The organism is Bradyrhizobium sp. WCU1 (assembly GCF_053474805.1).
The window spans coordinates 3,160,527-3,181,377 of sequence record NZ_CM130280.1 but is presented as its reverse complement, the minus strand read 5'-3'; the positions used below and the strand labels follow the sequence as shown (position 1 = coordinate 3,181,377).

Genomic DNA, 20,851 nt, shown 5'->3' with positions numbered 1-20,851 from the left:
GCATTTTTGATGAGCGCCTCGAAGTCATCGAATGGCCTTCAACGCGCAGAGTTGGCCCGGCGGACAGGCGCCAATCTCGAAACCGTCCGATATTACGAAAAGGTCGGGCTCTTGCCGCCACCACCACGGACCGCCAGCGGTTACCGTAGCTATGATGGCGCCCATGAACGCCGTCTCGGTTTCGTGCTGCGCGCCCGCGAGCTCGGATTCTCGTTGGAAGAGATACGCGCTCTCTTACGCCTGGCGGACGAACGCGAACAGCCATGCGCGGAAGCGAGCGTCCTCGCCGCGACTCACCTTGCGGATGTACGCGCGAAAATCGCCGACTTGAAACGCATGGAGCGCGTGTTGAAGGACGTGGTCGCGCAATGCGGCGATGGCACGCGGCTCGACTGTCCTCTGATCGAAACGTTGTTCCGAGAGCGGCTCGCCAAGTAAGGCCGCGCCGGCTGCCTTGACCGTTACATTCGAATACGCCCCCGCAAGTATTTTTTCTCCGCTCTACGCCTGATCGCTACGCCGTGTGAATACTTGTTGAGGCGTCCCATTTCTTGCCTTTTCTAATCATCCCCGTCGCCAATCGCATGTCGCGATTGGCCCAAGACGGGGACGATCGTGGCGGTTGCTCCACTCCATTCCGAGGCCTTCTCCCGCGGTGCGCGCATGCTGCGCACCGCCCTCGGGCCCGCCATCGCCGCCTTCCTCGAAGACCCGTCGATCGTCGAGGTGATGCTCAACCCCGACGGCCGGCTCTGGATCGACCGGCTGTCGGGCGGGCTGGAGGACACGGGCCGCACCCTGTCGGCCGTTGACGGCGAGCGGATCGTGCGCCTGGTCGCACACCATGTCGGCGCCGAGGTCCACGCGGAGCGGCCGCGCGTTTCCGCCGAACTGCCCGAGACGGGAGAGCGGTTCGAGGGGCTGCTGCCGCCCGTCGTCACCGCGCCGGCCTTCGCCATACGCAAGCCCGCCATCGCCGTCTTCACCCTCGACGACTATGTCGACGCTGGCACGATGACCGCTGGTCAAGCGGCGTTGCTGCGTGGGGCAGTCGCGTCGCGCAAGAACATCCTCGTCGCTGGCGGCACCGGCACGGGCAAGACGACGCTCACAAACGCGCTCCTGGCCGAGATCGCAGGCACGAGCGACCGCGTGGTGCTAATCGAGGACACCCGCGAACTGCAATGCCGCGCGCCGAACCTGGTCGCGATGCGCACCAAGGACGGCGTCGCCTCGCTGTCGGACCTTGTCCGGTCCTCGCTGCGCCTTCGGCCCGACCGCATCCCGATCGGCGAGGTCCGCGGCGCCGAGGCGCTCGATCTCCTGAAGGCCTGGGGCACTGGCCACCCGGGTGGGATCGGCACGATCCACGCCGGCACTGCGCTCGGCGCGATTCGCCGCCTCGAACAGCTCATCCAGGAAGCCGTCGTCACCGTCCCCAAGGCGCTGATCGCCGAGACCATCGAACTCGTCGCGGTGCTGCGCGGCCGCGGCAGCGAACGCCGCCTCTCCGAACTCGCCCTCATCGCCGGCCTCGATCCCGCCACCGGCGACTACCGCATCCAGTCCGCCGAGGTGGGCGGCGATTCCTTGCACCCAGGAGACCCCTCATGATCCGTGCTCTCGCCGTCGCCAGTCGTGCGCGCCGCCGCCTGGCCGAATTCGTAGCCCTGACGACGCTCACCCTGGCCTTCGCCCCGGCCGCCTACGCCTCCGGCTCCTCCATGCCGTGGGAGACGCCGCTCAACTCGATCCTGGAGTCGGTGCAGGGCCCGGTCGCCAAGATCATCTCGGTCATCATCATCACCGTGACCGGGCTGACGCTCGCCTTCGGCGACACCTCGGGCGGTTTCCGCCGGCTGATCCAGATCGTGTTCGGTCTGTCGATCGCCTTCGCGGCGTCGAGCTTCTTTCTGTCCTTCTTCAGCTTCTCCGGCGGGGCGCTGGTCTGATGGCCACGATCGTCGATCCCGACGTGCCCGGCTTCTTCGCTCCGGTCCATCGCGCGCTCACCGACCCGATCCTGATGGGCGGGGCGCCGCGGACCGTCGCGATCGCCAACGGCACCTTGGCGGCGGCGATCGCGCTCGGCCTCCGGCTCTGGATCCCCGGCGCGCTCATCTGGGCAGTTGGCCATTCCGCCGCCGTCTGGGCGGCGAAACGGGACCCGCAATTCGTCGACGTGGTGCGCCGGCATCTTCGCTACCCCGCACATCTGGGGGTGTGAGGCCACCATGCTGAACCTTGCCGAATACCGCCATCGCCCCGCAGGCCTCGCCGACTTCCTGCCCTGGGCCGCTCTCGTCGGTGAGGGTGTCGTCCTCAACAAGGACGGCTCGTTCCAGCGCACCGCCCGTTTTCGCGGACCGGACCTCGACAGCGCGACGCCGGCCGAGCTGGTAGGCGTCACCGCACGGCTGAACAACGCGCTGCGCCGGCTCGGCTCCGGCTGGGCGATCTTCGTCGAGGCGCAGCGGATCGCCGCCCAGACCTATCCGCATTCGACGTTTCCTGATCCGGCATCGGCCCTGGTCGATCTCGAACGGCAGGACGCCTTCGAGGAGGCAGGCGCCCACTTCGAGAGCCGCTATTTCCTGACCTTCGTCTGGCTCCCGCCGGCCGAGGACGCCTCACGGGTGGAAGGCTGGCTCTATGAAGGCCGGTCGCAGACAGGTGTCGATCCGTGGGAGCTGCTGCACGGCTTCGTCGATCGAACCAACCGCGTCCTGCAACTGGTCGAGGGCTTCATGCCCGAGGTCGTCTGGCTCGATGACGGCGACACGCTGACCTACCTTCACTCGACCATCTCGACGCGGCAGCAACGCGTGCGCGTCCCCGAGACGCCGATGCACCTCGATGCGCTGCTCGCTGACGAGCCGCTCGCCGGCGGACTTGAGCCGCGGCTCGGCGCCCATCATCTGCGGACACTCACCGTGGTCGGATTTCCGACCACGACTCATCCCGGCATCCTCGACGAGCTGAACCGGCTCGCCTTCCCCTATCGCTGGTCGACCCGTGCGATCCTCCTCGACAAGACCGAGGCGGTGAAGCTGCTGACCAAGATCCGGCGGCAATGGTTCGCGAAGCGCAAGTCGATCACCGCGATCGTCAAAGAGGTGATGACCAACGAGGCCTCGACGCTGGTCGATAGCGATGCGGCCAACAAGGCGGCCGACGCGGACTTGGCACTTCAGGAATTGGGCTCCGACGACGTGGGCCAAGCCTATGTCACCGCCACTGTCACCGTCTGGGACGAAGACGCCGGCCTAGCGGCCGAGAAGCTGCGCCTCATCGAGAAGGTGATCCAGGGCCGCGACTTCACCTGCATGCCGGAAGGCGTGAACGCGCTCGAGGCCTGGCTCGGCTCCGTCCCCGGCCATGCCTACGCCAACGTCCGCCAGCCGCCGGTCTCGACACTGAATCTCGCCCACATGATCCCGCTTTCAGCGGTCTGGGCCGGGCCGGCACGCGACGAGCATTTCCAAGCTCCGCCGCTGCTGTTCGGCAAGACGGAGGGGTCGACGCCATTCCGCCTGAGCCTGCATGTCGGCGACGTCGGTCACACGCTGATCGTCGGCCCGACCGGCGCGGGCAAGTCCGTGCTGCTGGCACTGATGGCGATGCAGTTCCGGCGCTACCGCAACAATCAGATCTTCGCCTTCGACTTCGGCGGGTCGATCCGCACCGCCGCGCTCGCCATGGGCGGCGACTGGCACGACCTCGGCGGCAGCTTGTCCGCCGGGTCGGAGCACTCCGTCTCGCTGCAACCGCTGGCGCGGATCGATGACCAGGCCGAGCGCGCCTGGGCGGCGGAATGGGTGACAGCCATCCTTGCGAAGGAAGGCGTCACGATCGATCCGATCGCGAAGGAGCATGTTTGGTCGGCGCTGACGTCGCTGGCCTCGTCACCGGTGGGCGAGCGAACCATCACCGGCCTCGCGGTTCTGCTGCAATCCACCGCGCTGAAGCAGGCATTGCAACCTTATTGCGTCGGCGGTCCCTCCGGCCGGCTGCTCGATGCCGAGTCCGAGCACCTCGGTTCCAGTTCGGTTCAGGCCTTCGAGACCGAGGGACTGATCGGCGCCGGCGCGGCGCCCGCCGTGCTGACCTATCTGTTTCACCGCATCGAGGGCCGCCTCGACGGCCGGCCGACCTTGCTGATCATCGACGAGGGCTGGCTGGTCCTCGACGATCCGGCCTTCGCGCAACAGCTTCGCGAATGGCTGAAGACGTTGCGTAAGAAGAACGCCTCCGTCGTCTTCGCCACGCAATCGCTCTCGGACATCGACGGCAGCAACATCGCGCCCGCCATCGTCGAGAGCTGCCCGACCCGCATCTTCCTGCCGAACGAACGCGCGATCGAGCCGCAGATCACGGCGATCTACCGGCGCTTCGGCCTCAACGATCGCCAAATTGAGATCCTCGCGCGGGCGACGCCGAAGCGCGACTACTACTGCCAATCCCGCCGCGGCAACCGGCTGTTCGAGCTGGGGCTCGGGCCGGTCGCGCTGACCTTCTGCGCCGCGTCCTCCAAGCAAGACCACGCCGCAATCGAGCGCGTCATCGCCGAGAGCGGCCGTGAGGCCTTTACGCCCACCTGGCTCGCCGATCGCGAGCTTCTCTGGGCCGCCGATCTCATTCCCGAGCTGACCAACCTGGAGACGTCATCATGATCAAGCTGCGCCATCTGGCGGCGGCAAGCGCCGTCGTGCTGTCCCTGGCCGTCGCCGTGCCGCCGGCTTCGGCGCAATGGATCGTCTACGACCCGACCAACTTCAGCCAGAACGTGCTGACGGCGGCGCGCGAGCTGCAGCAGATCAACAATCAGATCCAGATGTTGACCAATCAGGCGACGAGCCTGGTCAACCAGGCGCGCAATCTCGCCAACCTGCCGATGTCGACGCTGACCCAGCTTCAGTCATCGATCGCACAGACCCAGTCGCTCCTCGGCCAAGCGCAAAACATCGCCTTCAACGTCCAGCGGATCGAGCAGGCTTATTCGACCAGCTATGGCAGCGCAGCGGGCACGGGCTCGACCACGACTATGGTCGCCAATGCTCAGCAGCGCTGGCAAAATTCGGTCGCGGCTTTCGAGGACAGCCTCAAGGTTCAGGCGGGCGTGGTCGGCAACATTCCGACCAATTCCAGCGCCATGACCTCCCTGGTCACAGCCAGCCAGAGCGCGACGGGTGCGCTGCAAGCGGCGCAGGCCGGGAACCAGCTTCTGGCCCTCCAATCCCAGCAGCTCTCCGACGTCGTCGCCGTGTTGTCGGCGAAAGGCCGTGCCGACGCGCTGGAGCAGGCGCGCGTCGCCGCCGCCGAGGCGCAAGGCCAGCAGAACTACAAGACCTTCTCGACACGCAGCGGCTACCAGCCCGGCAACGTCACCATGTTCAGCGGCAACTGAGGCGCGCTGATGCTGGGCCGGTCGGACATCTTCCGCGCCGCTGCGATCTTGGCCTTGATCGCGTGTTTCGCCGCGACCCTCTTCGCGATCAACCGGCATCCCTCGGTGCCCGTTGTCGAGCCCCTTCCGACCGTCACCGCTCCAGCAACCGATGACCTCACGGCCGAGCTGCGCCGATGCGGCGCGCTCGGTCCCAAGGATGCCGTGGATGCGCGTTGCGAGGCGGTTTGGGAGGAAACCCGCCGGCGCTTCTTCGGTAGGCCGGCGCGGCCGCTGCCGCCATCGCCCCCGGGCGCCGTCGCGCCGGCCACCCCCGCTTCAGGAGATGCGCCATGAACAACGTCGGCGTCATCGACACCTTCCTCAACACGTTCACGACCTACATCGATTCCGGCTTCGGCCTGATCAAGGGCGAGGTCGCCTATCTGTCATCGACGCTGATCGTCATCGACATCACGCTGGCGGGGCTGTTCTGGGCCTGGGGCGCCGACGAAGACATCCTCCAGCGCCTGGTGAAGAAGACGCTCTACATCGGCTTCTTCGCCTTTATCATCACCAACTTCAACAACCTGTCGGCCATCGTCTTCAACAGCTTCGCGGGCCTCGGCCTGAAGGCCGGCGGCTCGACGATCTCGACCGCCACCTTTCTTCAGCCCGGCCATCTCGCGCAGGTCGGTCTCGACGCCGGCCAGCCGCTGCTCGACGCGGCGAGCCAGATGATGGGCTTCACCAGCTTCTTCGCGAACTTCGTCCAGATCGCGGTCCTGATGGTGTCGTGGCTCTTGGTGCTGATCGCCTTCTTCATCCTGGCGGTGCAACTCTTCGTCACGCTCATCGAGTTCAAACTGACGACGCTCGCCGGCTTCATCCTCATTCCCTTCGCCCTCTTCAACAAGACCGCCTTCCTCGCCGAAAAGGTGCTCGGCAACATCGTCGCTTCCGGCGTGAAGGTCATGGTGCTCGCCGTCATCGTCGGCATCGGCACCGGGCTCTTCTCGCAGTTCACCCAGACCTATGCCGGCGGCCAGCCGACCATCGAGCAGGCGCTGTCCGTCGTGCTCGCGGCGCTGGCCATGCTCGGTCTCGGCATCTTCGGACCCGGCATCGCTACGGGCCTCGTCTCTGGCGCGCCCCAACTCGGCGCGGGCGCTGCCGTCGGCACTGGCCTTGCCGTCGCCGGCACCGCCATGGCCGGGGCTGGCGCGCTTGGCCTGGCCGGAAGGGGAGCGATGGCGGCTGCGTCGGGGACGGCGGCCGCGGCCCGCGGTGGTGCTGCGATGGCCGGTGGCGCTTCGTCCGCCTACAGCCTGGCCTCCGCCGGCCGGTCCGGCGCTTCGGGCATGGCCGCTGGTCTTGGCGGTGTCGGTCGGGCCGCGGCGGCCGCGGCCTCAGCGCCAATGCGGCGCGCGGCAGCTCAGGCCGCGGGCTCGATGCGCGACAGCTTCGCCGCCGGCGCGAGGTCCAGTTTCGCGGCCACGGGCGGCTCCTCGACGAAAGGAACGGTCGGCGGCGGCGAGCCGGCCGCCCCTGCGCCGAGTTCGAGCGGATCCAGTCCTCCCGCTTGGGCGCAGCGGATGCGACGCAATCAATCGATCCACCAGGGCGCGACCACCGCGGCGCACGTCCTCAGGTCCGGTGACAGCCACGGCGGCGGCCATTCCGTCGATCTTTCGGGAGAATAGACAATGGCGCTCTTTCGCCGATCCACGGTCCGCTACGGCCGTACCCCCGAACCCGAGACCCCCTACCAGCGCGCCGCCCAAGCTTGGGATGAGCGAATTGGTTCGGCCCGGGTGCAGGCGAAGAACTGGCGGCTGATGGCCTTCGGCTCACTCGCGCTTTCGATGGGTTTGGCCGGTGGCCTGGTCTGGCAGTCCACCCACGGCAGCATCGTCCCCTGGGTGGTGCAGGTCGACAAGCTCGGCCAAGCGCAGGCTGTCGCGCCGGCCACGGCCGACTATGCCCCGAGCGATCCGGAGATCGCCTGGTATCTCGCCCACTTCATCGAGATGGTCCGCTCGCTGCCGGCCGATCCGATCATCGTGCGGCAGAACTGGCTGCAGGCCTACGACTTCACCACGACCTCGGGCTCGCAGGCGCTCAACGACTACGCCCGCGCCAACGACCCCTTCGGCAAGCTCGGCCACCAGCAGATCGCCATCGACGTCTCGAGCGTGATCCGCGCCTCCCCGTCGAGCTTCCGCGTGGAATGGGTCGAGCACCGCTATCAGGACGGCGCGCTCGCCGAGACCTCACGCTGGACCGCGATCCTCACCGTCGCGATCCAGCCGCCAACCTCTGCCGACGTGCTCCGCAAGAATCCGCTCGGCATCTACGTCACTGCCATCAACTGGTCGAAGGAGCTGGGACAATGACCCCGCCGATTTCCATGGAAGCCGGCGGTCCGGCTTCACGCCTTTCGGGTTTTGCACATGGCCGAGAGGGCGGACATACGCCTTTCCGTAAAGCCGGGCTCGCCGCTCTGCTCCTGTCGGTTACTGCCCTCGCGGGCTGCGCGCACCCGTTCATCCCACCCGACATCAACTACGACAACGCCGTGCCGGCGAAGCTCTCCGTCGATCCACCGCCGCCGGTGAAGATCGTCGAGCTTCCGAAGCCTCTGCCGCTGCCGGGCCAGTTGAAGCCGCTCGATACCGGCAAGCCCGCGCCGGAAGCAACGGATCCCACCGTGCGCGTCAACCAGGCCAATGCGGCCGCCCGCATCCAGCCGGTTCGCAACGGCTTCATCAACGCCGTGCAGGTCTATCCCTATTCGGCGGGCGCGCTCTATCAGGCCTACACGGCGCCCGGCGAGATCACCGACATCGCGCTGCAGGAAGGCGAACAGCTCGTCGGCACGGGGCCGGTCGCCGCCGGCGACACCGTGCGCTGGATCATCGGCGACACGGAAAGCGGCGCGGGTCCGACCAAGAAGGTCCACATCCTGGTCAAGCCGACCCGGCCGGACCTCATGACCAATCTCGTCATCAACACCGATCGGCGGACCTATCTCCTGGAGCTGCGCTCGACCGAGAAGACCTATATGGCGTCGGTCTCCTGGCAATATCCCGAAGACCAGCTCATCGCGCTGCGTCAGCAGAATGCGGCGGCCGAAACAGCCGCGCCGATCGCCACCGGCGTCGATCTCGCCGCGATCAACTTCCGCTATGCGATCGAGGGTGACAATCCCGCTTGGCGGCCGCTGCGCGCCTTCGACGACGGCCAGAAGGTCTACATCGAATTCCCGTCCGGCATCCGCCAGGGCGAAATGCCGCCGCTCTTCGTCATCGGTCCGGCCGGCGGCTCCGAGCTGGTGAACTATCGCGTTCGCGCCAACTACTACATCGTCGACCGCCTGTTCGCCGCGGCCGAACTTCGTCTCGGCGACAAGGATAGCGAGCGTCGCGTCCGCATCGTGCGCACCGATGGAAGGCCGCGGTCATGACGGACGAACCGGAAGAGCAAGCGCCGGCGCCAGCGCCTGTCGTGCCGCCCGATTTGCGGCTCCGGGGCGAGCGACCGCGCGTCACGCGCCTCTCGCGCAAGGTGCTGATCACGCTCGGCGCGGTGTCGGCCCTCGCGGTCGCGGGCGCTCTCGGCTACGCCCTTCAGACCCGGAACAAGTCGCAGACGGGGCAGGAGTTGCTCAGCACCCAAAGCCGGCCCTCGGCCGAGGGGCTGGCCGGGCTGCCGAAAGACTATACCGGCCTTCCACGCCAGGCGCCGCAGCTAGGGCCGCCACTCCCGGGCGACCTCGGCAAGCCCATCCTCAATGCCGGCGCCGCGCCAAATACCAGCGTTTCGGCAACCACGCCCGATCCTGCGGCGCAACGGCTGGCTCAGGAGACCGAGGCAGCGCGTGTAAGCCGCCTGTTCGCCCAGACCAACCAGCAGCCGCAGCCGGTCGGCCTCGTTGCTCCGCCGGCGACGGCGACGCAGGGCGGTCCGACACCCACGCCACCCGTCGATGCTGGGTCCGCGCAGAACATGCAGGATCGCAAGACTGCGTTTCTCAACGCCGCGACGGACAAGCGAACGGTCAGCCCCGACCGTCTCGAAGCCAAGGCTTCGCCCTATGTCGTGCAGGCGGGAACCGTGATCCCTGCGGCGCTCATCACAGGCATCCGCTCCGATCTTCCGGGCCAGATCACTGCCCAGGTGACGGAGGCCGTCTACGACAGCCCGACCGGGCAATACCTGTTGATCCCGCAGGGCGCGAAGCTGATTGGCCAATACGACAGCTCAGTCGCCTTCGGTCAGAGCCGCATCCTTCTCGTCTGGACGCGCATCATCATGCCGGACGGCAATTCCATCGTGCTGGAGCGGCAACCGGGCGCCGATACCCAAGGCTATGCGGGGCTCGAAGACGAGGTCGATAACCATTGGGGCATGCTGTTCAAGGCCGCCGTCCTCTCGACCCTCCTCAGCGTCGGCGCCGAAGCCGGTACGAGCCAGAACGAGAACAATCTCGTCCAGGCGATCCGCTCGGGCGCTTCGAACTCGATCAGCCAGACCGGCTCGCAGATCGTTCAGCGCCAACTCAACATTCAGCCGACGCTGACCATCCGGCCGGGCTTCCCGGTCCGCGTTATCGTCACGCGCGACCTGGTGCTGGCGCCCTACGGCCACGGAGGCACTCCATGACGAAGCTCAAACTCGGGCCGCTGACCGACGACAAGCCGGTCAAGATGAGCGTCGAACTGCCCGCCGCCGTGCATCGCGATCTCGTCGCCTATGCTCAGGTGCTCGGCCGGACGAGCGGCCAAACGGCGCCCGATCCTTCGAAGCTCATCGTGCCGATGATCGAGCGATTCATGGCGACCGATCGCGCCTTCGCCAAGGCGCGTCGCGATCGGGCCGCTCAGGTCGCTGGCGGTTCGGCCGAGAAATCGGGATAGTTTTCGCGCAACATCGCCAGGAACGATCCCAGCGCGGGATTGCTGTTCGCATCTCGCCAACAGGCCATGAATTTGACTTGGGTCGGACCGTCGTCGTCCCAGACTTCCCGGTAGACGACGCCTTCGTAGCGGCCCCCCGTCGCGCCCTCGAACATCAGGAGCGTTCCATAATTCGCACTGACCAGGCTCAGCAGCCTGTCCAGTGACGAGTCCTGATGGACGATCCGCTGAGAGCCGACGGCATGACGAAGCTTCGCCATGAGCAGCCCCTCCAACTCCGGCCCAGGGCCTTGCTGTGGGACGAGAAATTTTTCGTTTGCGAGATCCGCCCAGCGAATCCTCGAATTCTGACCAAGCGGATGATGCTGCGGGAAAGACACGATCACCCGTTCGCTCCAGAGCGGGAGCATCCGGCCGTCCCAGGTGGTCGCATGGCCGGTCATGATCGCAATATCGACAGCGTTCCCCGCCAGAGCGCATAGCAGCCGATCCTGGCTGCCGTCGACGGTGCGCACATCCACATCCGGAAAACGCCGATGGTATTCGACCAAAGTCGCGTGCATGTGTCCCGCCGAGGGAGAGGCATGCACGCCGATCGTCAGGAGGCCGAGTTCGCCACGGCTTCTGCTTTTGATCCGTCGGAGCTCCGTGTCCACGTCATCGAGGATCCGTTTGGCGCTCGCGACGAACTCCAATCCCACCGTGGTGAGGTGAGTGCCGCCATTCGTCCTTTCGAACAATACCACGCCAAGCTGGCGCTCGATCTCGTGCAGCCGGCGGCTCAAGGTCGATTGGCGTATGTTCAGAGCTTCCGCCGCCTGCCGCAGGCTGCGGTGCTGTGACGTCACGACAGCCAAACGCAGATCACTAAGCTCTACATCCACACGACTCACTTCATCGGCCTGGACGGGCCGCCTTTCACAACTTCGCCCCCTCCTGCGTCCCCCTTTCGTGATCGACTCTACCCAAACGAATGTGTCGAGAGCTTGGTTCGATCCAATGTCTCAGGCCGGCAATGGATCGGTGCCGCGATCGAGCAGGGCCAGGTAGTCCGAATAGGCGTAAATCCGGCCGCGCTGCCGTCCCGTGGTCTCGCGCACGACACCGATCTTGGCGAGATTTTCCAGCGCCGTGCTGGCGGTCGGGAAGGAGACCGCAAGTCTCTCGGAGACAGTCTGGATGGTGACGATCGGGCTGGCTTGAATCAATTCGTGGACCCGGAGCGCCGACGGGGCCGCACGGCCGAGGCCAGCGATCTGCTGCCTATGGACGTCGAACATGGCGATCAGATCGCGCGCGGTCGCGGTAGCCTGATCAGCGGTCTCTGCGACGCCGGTCAGGAAGAATTCCATCCAGGTTTCCCAGGTCCCAGCCTGGCGGACCTCCTGCAGGAGCCGGTAATAGTCGTCGCGTCGGGATTTCAGGAACAGGCTGAGATAGAGGATCGGCTCGCGCAGCACCCCAGCCTCACACAGGATCAGCGTGATGAGCAGCCGGCCGAGGCGCCCGTTGCCGTCGAGGAAGGGGTGGATCGTCTCGAACTGGACGTGGGCCAGGCCCGCCCGGATGAGCGGGGGCAGCGCCGCATCCTCGCTGTGCAGGAAGCGCTCGAGCGAATCGAGACATTCGTCCAGCCGGTTCGGCGGCGGGGGCACGAACAGGGCGTTGCCGGGCCGGGTTCCGCCGATCCAGTTCTGCGAGCGGCGGAACTCGCCCGGCTGCTTTGCGGCGCCCCGTCCCGACTTGAGCAGGATGGCGTGCATTTCGCGGATCAGCCGCAGCGACAACGGAAATCCGCCGCGCATCCGGGAGACGCCATGCTCGATCGCCGCGACGTAGTTCGAAACCTCGGTCACGTCGTCGAGTAGGGCTGCCGGCGCCTCATGATTTTCGAACAGCAGCAGATCCGACAACGAGGATTGCGTCCCCTCGATCTGCGAGGACAGGAGGGCTTCCTTGCGGACGTACATGTAGAGGAACAAAGGCGTCGAAGGCAGGATCGTCGTCACGCCGTCGAGGCGCCCGACCGCGGTGATGGCGCGTTCATAGACCTGCATGAACCGTCCGAGTTCAAGCGGCGGATTCGGCGGCAGTGGGGCAGGCACATAGGCCCGCACGCGCTCGCCTCCCGCGCTCGTTTCGACATAGGCGCCGAGCCGTTGGTTCTCTCCGTCCGCCACGCGCGATCCTTTAATTAGCTTCGCCGTTATTAAAGTATAATCCCATATATATTAATAGTGGGCGGGACTAATTCAAGGCTCCGCAGCGGTCGCTCCCTCGTCTAGAGCTTCCCGACCGGGAGAAGCTCGTTCAGCAGCCGATTGGGGAACCGCCGCTTCTGCACGATGGCGTAAAACGTCTCCGTGACCTCGGGTATCCGGCAGTGCTCGACAAGAACGCCCGCCTCAAGTTCGTCGCGGACGACAATCGGAGGCACGAGGGTCACGCCCTCCCGTTCACGGGCGAGCAGACGCAGCATCGCCATGTCGTCGACTTCGGCCAGGATGATGGGTCTTATCCCGGCTAGCTCGAGCACCCGATCGAAGGCGACGCGAATATCGCTGTCTAGGCTCGGCAAAAGAATTGGCTCCGACCGGAGATCATCGGGAAATTTGAACTTGCGGCCATCGGGACGCGGATGACCGACCAAGCTCACGGGCTGCTCGTTCAGCAAATGATTGCGCAATGACGAGCGGGCGTCGCGCGGCGCGGCGCTGTTCGCCAGGACCACGTCGATGGCGTGCGCCTCCAATTGCGCGAGCAGATCGCGAATATTGCCTGAGCGGACGATCAATTCGACATCCGATCGGCCGATCAAGGGCCGGAGGAATTCGAGCTGGAAATTTCGCGAAAGCGTCGTTAGCGCGCCGACGCGGAGAACCTGACGGGTAGCCAGCGGCTGCCCCCGCAGGGTGCTCATGAGTTCATCGCCGGCCTTGAACACCGTATCGGCGTAATCGAGCGCGATCTGGCCAGCTTCTGTCAAAAGGAGCTTCCTGCCGACTCGCTCGAAAAGCGGATGGCTCATCTGGTGTTCAAGCTTCTGAATTTGAACAGAAAGAGCCGACTGGGACAGGTTCATGCGCTCGGCCGCCCGCGTGAGGCTGCCCTCGTGAGCCACCACCCAGAAGTAGCGCAGGTGATTGTAGTTCAGGTCTCTCATGTCGTTCTATTAAAACGAACGACTTTGCCAAAACAATGAATTTTTTTCGGATTTCGTGATCAGGTACCAACGTCCCCGAACAGTCATTGTCTTAAAAGGGGGCTCTCGTGCAGCACTTCCTCGCGCCGCTGTCGGCGCCCGTTCCGCTGCTTCTCGCCGGAGCAATCGGCTTCCTCCATCGTGGTCGGCGGCCGAAACTCAGCCCCTTGCTGGCCGAAACCGCTTCGCTCATCGCGTTGCTTGCGGCGATCCTATCAGCCGGGGGCCTGATCCTCTTCGGCGCTGTCGAAAGTCCCGTCCTCGGGTTCAGGGGACTCGGTACTTCGGTCAGGCTCGACGCCGTCAGCGCGACCATGTTGCTGCCGGTGACGTTCGTCGGCTGGATCGTCGTCCGCTATGCGCGGACCTACCTGGACGGCGAGGCCCGCCAAGGCGCCTTCACCGGGTGGCTTTGCCTGACACTGGCGTCGGTGGCGCTACTCGTGACCGCCGGCAATCTGTTCCAGCTGGTGATCGCCTGGATCGCCACCAGCCTGTTTCTGCACCGGCTCCTGCTGTTCTATCCGCAGCGCATTGCCGCGCAGCGGGCGGCGCGGAAGAAGTTCATCACCGCGCGGCTTGGCGATGCCGCGCTCCTTGGTGGCGCGTTTTTGCTGGCCGCCGCTTACGGGACGTCGGACATCGGCACTATCCTTGCCGCCGCGAAGTTGGGTGCGGGTGGAGGGCTCGCCATCGCCGCCGCCGGCTTGCTGGCGATCGCTGCGGTGCTCAAGTCGGCTCAGTTTCCAGCCCATGGCTGGCTCACCGAGGTGATGGAGACGCCAACGCCGGTATCGGCTCTCCTCCACGCCGGCGTGATCAATGCCGGCGGCTTTCTGCTGATCCGCTTTGCTGACGTCATGCTGCTAGCGCCCGGCGTGCTTGCCGCGCTGGTCATGATTGGCGGGTTCACCGCGCTGTTCGGCAGCCTGGTCATGCTGACCCAGCCCTCGGTCAAGACCTCGCTCGCCTGGTCGACGGTAGCCCAGATGGGGTTCATGATCTTCGAGTGCGGCCTGGCGCTCTTCCCTCTGGCGCTTCTGCACATCGTCGCCCACTCGCTCTACAAGGCGCACTCCTTTCTCGCCTCCGGCGGCGCCGTTGAGCGCGTGGCTGCGATCCGCAGGCCCGGCCCAGTCGCCGTGCCAAAGGCCGGCGCCGTCGCGCGCGCCTTTCTCTCGGCGCTCGCCATCTATGTCCTTGTCGGGGCTTGCTTCGGCTTCGAGCACAAATCGCCTCAGGCGATCGCGCTCGGCGCCATATTGATCTTCGGCGTCGCCTACATGCTGGCGCAAGGGTTCGCCGACGCAGCGCCCAGAGCGCTGACACGGCGCACGGCCGTCTATGCCGTGGCGACCTCGGTCGGCTACTTCGCCCTTCAGTGGGCGGCGACCGCGATCACCGCGAATGTCCTGCCGCCGCCGCCGGCGCCTGGTCCGCTCGAATGGGCGCTGATCGCACTGACGGCCGCGAGCTTCGGCATCGTCGCCATCGTGCAGGCCATGTTTCCCCTCTGGGCCAACCATCCCGCCGCCGCCGGCCTGCGCGTGCATCTTTCGAACGGATTTTACGCCAACGCCGTTTTCGACCGGCTGATCGGCGGCTGGTCCGTCCGCAACCCATCCTAACCGACCAGGAAGACCGATCATGAACAACGAAATCCTCTCGACCTGGCCCGCCCCGCAAGCGTTGACGCTGGCCATGGATCGCGCCGCCCGCGCGGTCCCGCCCGCTTGGCCCTTGGCGTCCAGCGTCGCGGTCAATCCGTTTCTTGGGCAAACCGACGAGCCCCTCGCCAAGGTCGGCGCGCGGCTCGCAAGGGTCGCCGGCGCCGCCGTCACGATGCCCCGGAGCTGGTATGGCCAGAAGATCGCCGCAGGCGTGATCAGTGACGCTGACCTTTCGGACGCTCTGGCGAGCGTCTCGACGGGGCCGAGACCTGCGGATGTAACGGCTTTGAAGGCCGCTGCCGGCGTCGAAGCGCCGCCCCCAAAATCGCTTCCGACCGTCGCCGACCTGGCGGCGCGCGCGTCCGGCGTCGACTGGCCGGGGATGATCGCCGAACGCTTCGGAGCCTGGGCCGCCGGCTATTTCGACCAAGGGCAGGCGCTGTGGGCCGCACCGAAAGGCAAGGGCGCCTACGCCGCCTGGCGGGCGATCGCCACCCACGACCTCACGCCCGAAATCGCCGGGCTCCCTAACTTCGCCCTGCACGTATCGGAGGCGCCGGAGACCGCCTCAGCTGTGGTTGAACGCGTCGTCACTCGGCTGGGATTGGAGGCGGGCGCCGCCGAAACATACTTCCATCAGATGCTCATGACCCTTGGCGGCTGGGCGCAATATGCCCGCTACAGGCTTTGGCAGGCCGAGCTCGCCGACGGCGCGGATGAGACGATCACCGATTTCCTGGCGATCCGGCTGATCTGGGAAGAAGCACTCTTTCTGCATTTCGGCGTCGAGATCGCCGAGGCTTGGGCAAGCGTGCGGAAAGCGCACGCCACGCCCCTCGCGCCGACGCTCGATTGCGCCATCGACGCCATCCTGCAGGAGGCTGCCGAGCGCTCTGCGCAGCGAGCGTTGGGGCAGACTCTAGCCGCGCAGTCTCCTCCAGCGCTTGATGATAGACCCGCGCTCCAGGCCGCCTTTTGCATCGATGTTCGCTCCGAGGTTTTTCGCCGAGCGCTCGAAAGTATCGATCCCAGGATCCAGACCATAGGCTTTGCCGGCTTTTTCGGTCTTACCACCACGCACCGGCGCTTCGCCTCGGACGTCGAGGAACGGCGGCTGCCAGTTCTGCTCAATCCCGCGCTCAGGTCGTGCTCCGGCGGCCCGGCTCTCCACGCGGAGGATCAGTCGACGCGGTTCAAGGCGCGCGCAAAGCGCGCCTGGGGCCGGTTCAAGCTCGCCGCCGTCTCATCTTTCGCCTTCGTCGAGGCGACCGGTCCCGTCTATGTCGGCAAGCTGCTGACTGATGCGTTGAGATTGGACGGCGCTCGGCCGCCCGGCGATCCGGCGCCTCGGCTCGATCCCGCGCTCGACGCGACCGCCCGGGCGAAGGCCGCCGAGACCGTGCTGCGCGCGATGTCCCTGACCCGCGACTTTGCACCGCTGGTGCTTCTGGCCGGTCATGGCGCCAACGTCGTCAACAATCCTCATGCCAGCGCCCTGCATTGCGGCGCCTGCGGCGGCTATTCCGGAGAGGTCAACGCCCGACTGCTCGCCTCACTTCTGAACGATGCCGAGGTGAGAGATGGGCTCTCGCAGAGTGAGATCGAAATTCCAGACGACACGCTGTTTGTGGCGGCGCTCCACGACACCACCACGGACGACCTGACCCTCTATGACGAGGATCATCCCTCCGCCGCCCACAAGGGCGACCTCGATCAGGCGAGAACCTGGCTGGCTTCGGCGGGCAAGATGGCGCGGACCGAACGCGCCCTTCGCTTGCCCCGGGCCGCAAGCGAGGCCGCCCTTCATCGCAGAAGCCGCGACTGGTCCGAGACCCGGCCCGAATGGGCCCTCGCCGGATGCCAGGCCTTCATCGCCGCCCCGCGCAGGCGCACGGTCGGCAAGAGCCTGGAAGGCCGGGCCTTCCTGCATGACTACGATTGGAAGCAGGACAAGAGCTTCAGCGTTCTCGAGCTGATCCTGACCGCTCCGGTCGTCGTGGCGAGCTGGATCAGCCTGCAATATTATGGATCGACCGTCGCGCCCGATGTCTTCGGGGGCGGCAACAAGCTCCTACACAATGTCACCGGCGGGATCGGTGTGGTCGAGGGCAATGGCGGGCTCCTGCGCGTCGGCTTGCCATGGCAGTCGGTCCACGACGGCGAGCGCTATGCGCACGATCCGCTGCGGCTGTCGGTCTGCGTCGAGGCCCCGCGTGAAGCGATGTCGGAGATCCTTGGCCGGCACGCGGGCGTGCGCGCCCTGTTCGACAATGGCTGGCTGCATCTGTTCGCCCTGGACGAGGCCGGGCGCATGGCCTGGCGTTACGCAGGCGATCTCAAATGGTCGGCGATGGGAGACCGCGAGGCCTCTCATGCGTCGCCGCAACTCACAGTGGCGGTCTGACACCATGCCCCGCCAGCCCCGCAGTGCGAATTCCGGTCAGGAGCCAAGGTCATGACCCGAGCCGCAAACCATCTCGCCGCGCTGGAGTCCGAGGCGATCCACATCATCCGTGAAGTGGTCGCCGAAGCGCGAAACCCGGTGATGCTGTTCTCGGCCGGCAAGGACTCGACGGTGATGGCGCATCTCGCCATCCGAGCCTTCTATCCGGGTACGCCGCCGTTTCCCTTGCTCCATGTCGACTCGACCTGGGAATTCCGATCACTGATCGAATTTCGGGACGCTTTCGCCAGCAAGCACGGCTTGCGTCTCATCGCGCATGCCAATGAGGAGGGACGAGCCGCGGGCATCAACCCGTTCGACCACGGGGAGCGATACACGACGGTCATGCGCACGGAGCCGTTGAAGGCGGCGCTCGATGCCGGCGGGTACGACATCATCTTCGGCGGGGCTCGCCGCGACGAAGAGAAGTCACGCGCCAAGGAGCGTATCGTCTCGATCCGGAACGCGGCGCACGCTTGGGAGCCGCGCCAGCAGCGCCCCGAGCTCTGGAAACTCTACAACGCCCGCCTCGCCAAGGGCCAAAGCGCGCGGGTCTTCCCCCTGTCCAATTGGACCGAGACGGATATTTGGGCTTACGCCCTGCTCAACGATATCGAGCTCGCGCCGCTCTACTATGCCGCTCCACGCCCTGTGGTCGAACGCGGCGGCGCCTTCATCGTGGTCGATGACGAAAGCCGGATGCGGTTCCTCCCCGGCGAGCAGACGTCCATCCGCAAGGTGCGTTTTCGCACGCTCGGCTGCTGGCCAGTGACGGGAGCCATCGAATCCGATGCCTCCGACCTGCGGTCCGTCGTGGACGAAACCCTCAGAGCATCCTCATCCGAGCGGCAAGGACGCATCAGCGACGGCGAGGATGGCGGCTCGCTCGAACAGAAAAAGCGCGAAGGCTATTTCTGATGGCTGGCTCAAGTCCGTGGAACTATCTCGACATCCAGGCGGTGCTGACCACGATGCACGCCAAGGAGCGTGTCATTGCTCCAATCCTGCGAGAAGGGCTGGGTCTGCGCGTTGAATTGGTCCGGTCTGTCGATACGGATCGATTTGGTACGTTCAGTCGCGAGGTCGAACGGCTCGGCTCGCAACTGGACGCAGCGAAGGCGAAGATAGCCGCGGGTTTTGAACGGGCTCCCGGCGCGCGCGTGGGATTGGCGAGCGAGGGAAGCTTCGGACCCCATCCCCACATCCCCTTCCTGGCGCTCGGGCGCGAACTCGTTCTGATGGTCGACCGCGACAATGGTCTTGAACTCATCGGCTACGACGCTAGCCCGGAAACCAATTTCGCGCATGCGATTGCGCGCGATTTCGATGAAGCAATTGCATTCGCTGAACGCGTCAGGTTCCCCGAGCATGGTCTGATCGTCATGGGATGCCACGACGATCAGCCGGCGCCGGAGATCCTTCTGCGGAAGGATGTCACGGACCGTGACATGTTCGGGTCTGCGGTGCGGGAGGCGTGTAGCCGGTGCGGCGCCGCCTTTGTCGAAACCGACATGCGCGCCCATCGGAACCCAACCCGAATGGCCGCGATCGCACGCGCCACAAATGACCTCGTGCGCCGCTTTCACAGCCGATGCCCGGAGTGCGACTACCCGGGTTTCGACGTAACCGAACGTGTTCCCGGCCTGCCGTGCGCTTGGTGCGGCGAGCCGACGCGCGTTGTCATGACCAACGTTCTCACGTGCCGACCATGTGGTCACAGGCTTGAGCGACCGGCCTCCGATCAGACGACGGCAGATCCCGGACAATGCGATGGATGCAATCCCTAGGCGTCGTTGCGCCAATTTATCATCGGAGTGAGTCCAATGGTTGAAAGTGTTGCAGAAGGTACTTCTGGGGATGACCCTCAGTTCGATGCTGACGCGCATATTGCTTTCATCCTCAAACATCCCGGCATGAGTGATTGGTTGAAGACGGCTTTGCAGGAGGCATTGCCGCGCGACCCCACAGCCGTGCTCAACGACCTCGAAATCCTCAATCTCGTTTTGCGGAAACGGTCAGAGGCCTTGATTGCCGGGATGTTTGCCTAAGTAGGTGCCGATCAGGACCAACAGGACACCCCAGGAGCCAGGCCAAACCCCATGCTGATCGCTGAGTTCTGAACCTGGCGTTACGTGAGATAAGGCGGAGCAGGCCGGTTTGCCCGGGTAGACCGCTCGTTATCCGGACGAAAGAGCGACCATGACCTCGTTCCGGCGCATGAACCAAGGCGTCCAAGGCGGATTGTATTGGGCCAGCGTAACCGGTCCGATTGGCTGCAAATGACGAGATCTGACTGCGTCAAGAAGTTCTGCGTCTTTGGCTTCGACTTCACTTCTGCGCGCTAAGCCTGAGAAACGCAGTACCGCGACACGAGTCGCCGGCAGCGAACGCAGTGTCACTCGCGGATCGTTGGGCTCGGGAAGCATCTCGATTGTCGTGAAGGCGCTCGGCATGGTGAACCTGACGACCCAATTGTCGGCGACCTTCGTTTGGGTGACGGGAGCCGTCATCGCGATCTTCTCGCTGACTGGCTGTTGAGCCACAGGAGCAGTCATGGCGATCGTTTGACGGCCCTTATTTCCACCGAATATGTAGCCAGCTAGCAACCTAAATCCTTTGCTGGCTGCTTCTTTCTGCTCTCCCGATACAGTGACTTCGGCCACGATCAGCCGGGGATAATCCCTGACCTCGAACGCGCCATCATGCATGACGGTTTGGAAAGAGGGTTCTTCGACAGCCATTGCGGGACTTCCGATCGCCACGATCGCCAAGGCGACCAACAGCCCAAATTGTCTCAAGCTCATCGCGCCAGATTTTTCTCGCGGCATCCACCCATTGAGATCGGAAATGGCTACTAGGGAGCCAAGTCGCTACCGCTTTCACCAACCCGCCGACCTTGGCGGTCGAGACGGCTAACGCCGTTCTCTCGCTCGCTACCTGCGATGTAGTGCTCGAAAGCTGGCCGCCATAATCAACCTACGATTTGGCGGGCCGAGTCGTCGCCATTCAAAATAGGAACGCGGCCCAAGCTGACCTCACGGTCGACGGCAATTTTTAGAAATGGCGCACCCGACACGATTCGAACGTGTGGCCTCCACCTTCGGAGGGTGGCGCTCTATCCAGCTGAGCTACGGGTGCATCTCAATTTCGCCTAGCCCGACCGACCTATGAGGGTCAACGGATTCGGCCGTCACAAACCAATCCTGCATCGCGGTCGCTGGGCGACTACGC

21 protein-coding genes and 1 tRNA gene are annotated in these 20,851 nt (G+C 65.3%); 17 read left to right on the top strand and 5 right to left on the bottom strand.

Annotated features, from left to right (window positions below; genetic code table 11):
- The first annotated feature begins 9 nt into the window (after positions 1-9).
- The 12 genes from ACTUWL_RS14760 to ACTUWL_RS14705 all read left to right on the top strand — a co-directional run bounded on the left by ACTUWL_RS14760 (position 10) and on the right by ACTUWL_RS14705 (position 10,305).
- Positions 10-438 (top strand): MerR family transcriptional regulator, encoded by a 429-nt coding sequence (locus ACTUWL_RS14760; protein WP_203368982.1) that lies wholly within the window; start codon positions 10-12, stop codon positions 436-438.
- 225 nt (positions 439-663) lie between these two features.
- Positions 664-1,614, top strand: a complete 951-nt coding sequence (gene trbB, locus ACTUWL_RS14755) for a P-type conjugative transfer ATPase TrbB (protein WP_307756212.1) — start codon at positions 664-666, stop codon at positions 1,612-1,614.
- Positions 1,611-1,952, top strand: a complete 342-nt coding sequence (locus tag ACTUWL_RS14750) for a TrbC/VirB2 family protein (protein WP_203368984.1) — start codon at positions 1,611-1,613, stop codon at positions 1,950-1,952. Before trbB ends, ACTUWL_RS14750 begins: the two co-directional genes overlap by 4 nt.
- Entirely contained in the window at positions 1,952-2,227 is a 276-nt protein-coding gene (locus ACTUWL_RS14745; RefSeq protein WP_203368985.1) for a VirB3 family type IV secretion system protein, read from the top strand. The genes ACTUWL_RS14750 and ACTUWL_RS14745 overlap by 1 nt, the downstream gene beginning before the upstream one ends.
- Positions 2,228-2,234: 7 nt before the next feature.
- The gene (gene trbE / locus ACTUWL_RS14740; RefSeq protein ID WP_203368986.1) at positions 2,235-4,673 is read left to right on the top strand and encodes a conjugal transfer protein TrbE; all 2,439 of its coding nucleotides are present in this window, start codon (positions 2,235-2,237) and stop codon (positions 4,671-4,673) included.
- Positions 4,670-5,407, top strand: a complete 738-nt coding sequence (gene trbJ / locus ACTUWL_RS14735) for a P-type conjugative transfer protein TrbJ (RefSeq protein ID WP_203368987.1) — start codon at positions 4,670-4,672, stop codon at positions 5,405-5,407. The genes trbE and trbJ overlap by 4 nt, the downstream gene beginning before the upstream one ends.
- Positions 5,408-5,416: 9 nt before the next feature.
- A complete protein-coding gene (gene trbK-alt / locus ACTUWL_RS14730; RefSeq protein ID WP_203368988.1) occupies positions 5,417-5,743 on the top strand; it encodes a putative entry exclusion protein TrbK-alt in 327 nt (108 codons plus the stop codon).
- Complete coding sequence (trbL, locus tag ACTUWL_RS14725) at positions 5,740-7,089, top strand: P-type conjugative transfer protein TrbL (protein WP_203368989.1); 1,350 nt, start codon at positions 5,740-5,742, stop codon at positions 7,087-7,089. The genes trbK-alt and trbL overlap by 4 nt, the downstream gene beginning before the upstream one ends.
- Positions 7,090-7,092: 3 nt before the next feature.
- On the top strand, positions 7,093-7,782 hold the full coding sequence (gene trbF, locus ACTUWL_RS14720) for a conjugal transfer protein TrbF (RefSeq protein WP_203368990.1): 690 nt from the start codon (positions 7,093-7,095) through the stop codon (positions 7,780-7,782).
- Positions 7,779-8,852 carry a P-type conjugative transfer protein TrbG gene (gene trbG, locus ACTUWL_RS14715; protein WP_203368991.1) on the top strand — a complete coding sequence of 358 codons (1,074 nt, stop codon included), beginning with the start codon at positions 7,779-7,781 and terminating at the stop codon, positions 8,850-8,852. The genes trbF and trbG overlap by 4 nt, the downstream gene beginning before the upstream one ends.
- The gene (locus tag ACTUWL_RS14710; RefSeq protein WP_203368992.1) at positions 8,849-10,051 is read left to right on the top strand and encodes a TrbI/VirB10 family protein; all 1,203 of its coding nucleotides are present in this window, start codon (positions 8,849-8,851) and stop codon (positions 10,049-10,051) included. The genes trbG and ACTUWL_RS14710 overlap by 4 nt, the downstream gene beginning before the upstream one ends.
- Positions 10,048-10,305, top strand: a complete 258-nt coding sequence (locus ACTUWL_RS14705; RefSeq protein WP_203368993.1) for a DUF2274 domain-containing protein — start codon at positions 10,048-10,050, stop codon at positions 10,303-10,305. Before ACTUWL_RS14710 ends, ACTUWL_RS14705 begins: the two co-directional genes overlap by 4 nt.
- On the opposite strand, the gene ACTUWL_RS14700 is transcribed toward ACTUWL_RS14705, so the two are convergent.
- The 3 genes from ACTUWL_RS14700 to ACTUWL_RS14690 all read right to left on the bottom strand — a co-directional run bounded on the left by ACTUWL_RS14700 (position 10,269) and on the right by ACTUWL_RS14690 (position 13,468).
- A complete protein-coding gene (locus ACTUWL_RS14700) occupies positions 10,269-11,153 on the bottom strand; it encodes a LysR substrate-binding domain-containing protein (protein ID WP_448214161.1) in 885 nt (294 codons plus the stop codon). The genes ACTUWL_RS14705 and ACTUWL_RS14700 overlap by 37 nt on opposite strands.
- 156 nt (positions 11,154-11,309) lie before the next feature.
- A complete protein-coding gene (locus ACTUWL_RS14695; RefSeq protein ID WP_203368995.1) occupies positions 11,310-12,485 on the bottom strand; it encodes a Fic family protein in 1,176 nt (391 codons plus the stop codon).
- 101 nt (positions 12,486-12,586) lie between these two features.
- Positions 12,587-13,468, bottom strand: coding sequence for a LysR family transcriptional regulator (locus ACTUWL_RS14690; protein ID WP_203368996.1), 882 nt, complete (start codon positions 13,466-13,468; stop codon positions 12,587-12,589).
- Between the two features lie 107 nt (positions 13,469-13,575).
- Between ACTUWL_RS14690 and ACTUWL_RS14685 the strand changes: the two genes are divergently transcribed.
- The 5 genes from ACTUWL_RS14685 to ACTUWL_RS14665 are packed head-to-tail and all read left to right on the top strand — an operon-like array spanning position 13,576 to position 19,668.
- Positions 13,576-15,135: a proton-conducting transporter transmembrane domain-containing protein gene (locus ACTUWL_RS14685; protein WP_203368997.1), complete on the top strand. Its 1,560-nt coding sequence runs from the start codon at positions 13,576-13,578 to the stop codon at positions 15,133-15,135.
- A gap of 19 nt (positions 15,136-15,154) precedes the next feature.
- Positions 15,155-17,581 (top strand): YbcC family protein, encoded by a 2,427-nt coding sequence (locus tag ACTUWL_RS14680; RefSeq protein WP_203368998.1) that lies wholly within the window; start codon positions 15,155-15,157, stop codon positions 17,579-17,581.
- Positions 17,582-17,632: 51 nt separating this feature from the next.
- Entirely contained in the window at positions 17,633-18,538 is a 906-nt protein-coding gene (gene cysD / locus ACTUWL_RS14675) for a sulfate adenylyltransferase subunit CysD (protein ID WP_203368999.1), read from the top strand.
- Positions 18,538-19,407 carry a DUF6671 family protein gene (locus ACTUWL_RS14670; protein WP_203369000.1) on the top strand — a complete coding sequence of 290 codons (870 nt, stop codon included), beginning with the start codon at positions 18,538-18,540 and terminating at the stop codon, positions 19,405-19,407. Before cysD ends, ACTUWL_RS14670 begins: the two co-directional genes overlap by 1 nt.
- A gap of 36 nt (positions 19,408-19,443) precedes the next feature.
- Entirely contained in the window at positions 19,444-19,668 is a 225-nt protein-coding gene (locus ACTUWL_RS14665; protein WP_203369001.1) for a hypothetical protein, read from the top strand.
- A 129-nt stretch (positions 19,669-19,797) separates the two neighbouring features.
- Here ACTUWL_RS14665 and ACTUWL_RS14660 read toward each other — a convergent pair whose 3' ends face one another.
- Together ACTUWL_RS14660 and ACTUWL_RS14655 are read right to left on the bottom strand one after the other, a co-directional pair.
- Positions 19,798-20,361 (bottom strand): SOUL family heme-binding protein, encoded by a 564-nt coding sequence (locus ACTUWL_RS14660; protein ID WP_203369002.1) that lies wholly within the window; start codon positions 20,359-20,361, stop codon positions 19,798-19,800.
- A 320-nt stretch (positions 20,362-20,681) separates the two neighbouring features.
- Positions 20,682-20,758 (bottom strand) — tRNA-Arg (locus tag ACTUWL_RS14655).
- Positions 20,759-20,851: the final 93 nt, after the last annotated feature.

Excerpts from the sequence above, each read along its gene's own strand:
- ACTUWL_RS14760 (WP_203368982.1), top strand. The coding sequence starts at position 10 with ATGAGCGCCTCGAAGTCATCGAATGGCCTTCAACGCGCAGAGTTGGCC.
- trbB (WP_307756212.1), top strand. The coding sequence starts at position 664 with ATGCTGCGCACCGCCCTCGGGCCCGCCATCGCCGCCTTCCTCGAAGAC.
- ACTUWL_RS14750 (WP_203368984.1), top strand. The coding sequence starts at position 1,611 with ATGATCCGTGCTCTCGCCGTCGCCAGTCGTGCGCGCCGCCGCCTGGCC.
- ACTUWL_RS14745 (WP_203368985.1), top strand. The coding sequence starts at position 1,952 with ATGGCCACGATCGTCGATCCCGACGTGCCCGGCTTCTTCGCTCCGGTC.
- trbE (WP_203368986.1), top strand. The coding sequence starts at position 2,235 with ATGCTGAACCTTGCCGAATACCGCCATCGCCCCGCAGGCCTCGCCGAC.
- trbJ (WP_203368987.1), top strand. The coding sequence starts at position 4,670 with ATGATCAAGCTGCGCCATCTGGCGGCGGCAAGCGCCGTCGTGCTGTCC.
- trbK-alt (WP_203368988.1), top strand. The coding sequence starts at position 5,417 with ATGCTGGGCCGGTCGGACATCTTCCGCGCCGCTGCGATCTTGGCCTTG.
- trbL (WP_203368989.1), top strand. The coding sequence starts at position 5,740 with ATGAACAACGTCGGCGTCATCGACACCTTCCTCAACACGTTCACGACC.
- trbF (WP_203368990.1), top strand. The coding sequence starts at position 7,093 with ATGGCGCTCTTTCGCCGATCCACGGTCCGCTACGGCCGTACCCCCGAA.
- trbG (WP_203368991.1), top strand. The coding sequence starts at position 7,779 with ATGACCCCGCCGATTTCCATGGAAGCCGGCGGTCCGGCTTCACGCCTT.
- ACTUWL_RS14710 (WP_203368992.1), top strand. The coding sequence starts at position 8,849 with ATGACGGACGAACCGGAAGAGCAAGCGCCGGCGCCAGCGCCTGTCGTG.
- ACTUWL_RS14705 (WP_203368993.1), top strand. The coding sequence starts at position 10,048 with ATGACGAAGCTCAAACTCGGGCCGCTGACCGACGACAAGCCGGTCAAG.
- ACTUWL_RS14690 (WP_203368996.1), bottom strand. The coding sequence starts at position 13,468 with ATGAGAGACCTGAACTACAATCACCTGCGCTACTTCTGGGTGGTGGCT.
- ACTUWL_RS14680 (WP_203368998.1), top strand. The coding sequence starts at position 15,155 with ATGAACAACGAAATCCTCTCGACCTGGCCCGCCCCGCAAGCGTTGACG.
- cysD (WP_203368999.1), top strand. The coding sequence starts at position 17,633 with ATGACCCGAGCCGCAAACCATCTCGCCGCGCTGGAGTCCGAGGCGATC.
- ACTUWL_RS14670 (WP_203369000.1), top strand. The coding sequence starts at position 18,538 with ATGGCTGGCTCAAGTCCGTGGAACTATCTCGACATCCAGGCGGTGCTG.
- ACTUWL_RS14665 (WP_203369001.1), top strand. The coding sequence starts at position 19,444 with ATGGTTGAAAGTGTTGCAGAAGGTACTTCTGGGGATGACCCTCAGTTC.
- ACTUWL_RS14660 (WP_203369002.1), bottom strand. The coding sequence starts at position 20,361 with ATGGCTGTCGAAGAACCCTCTTTCCAAACCGTCATGCATGATGGCGCG.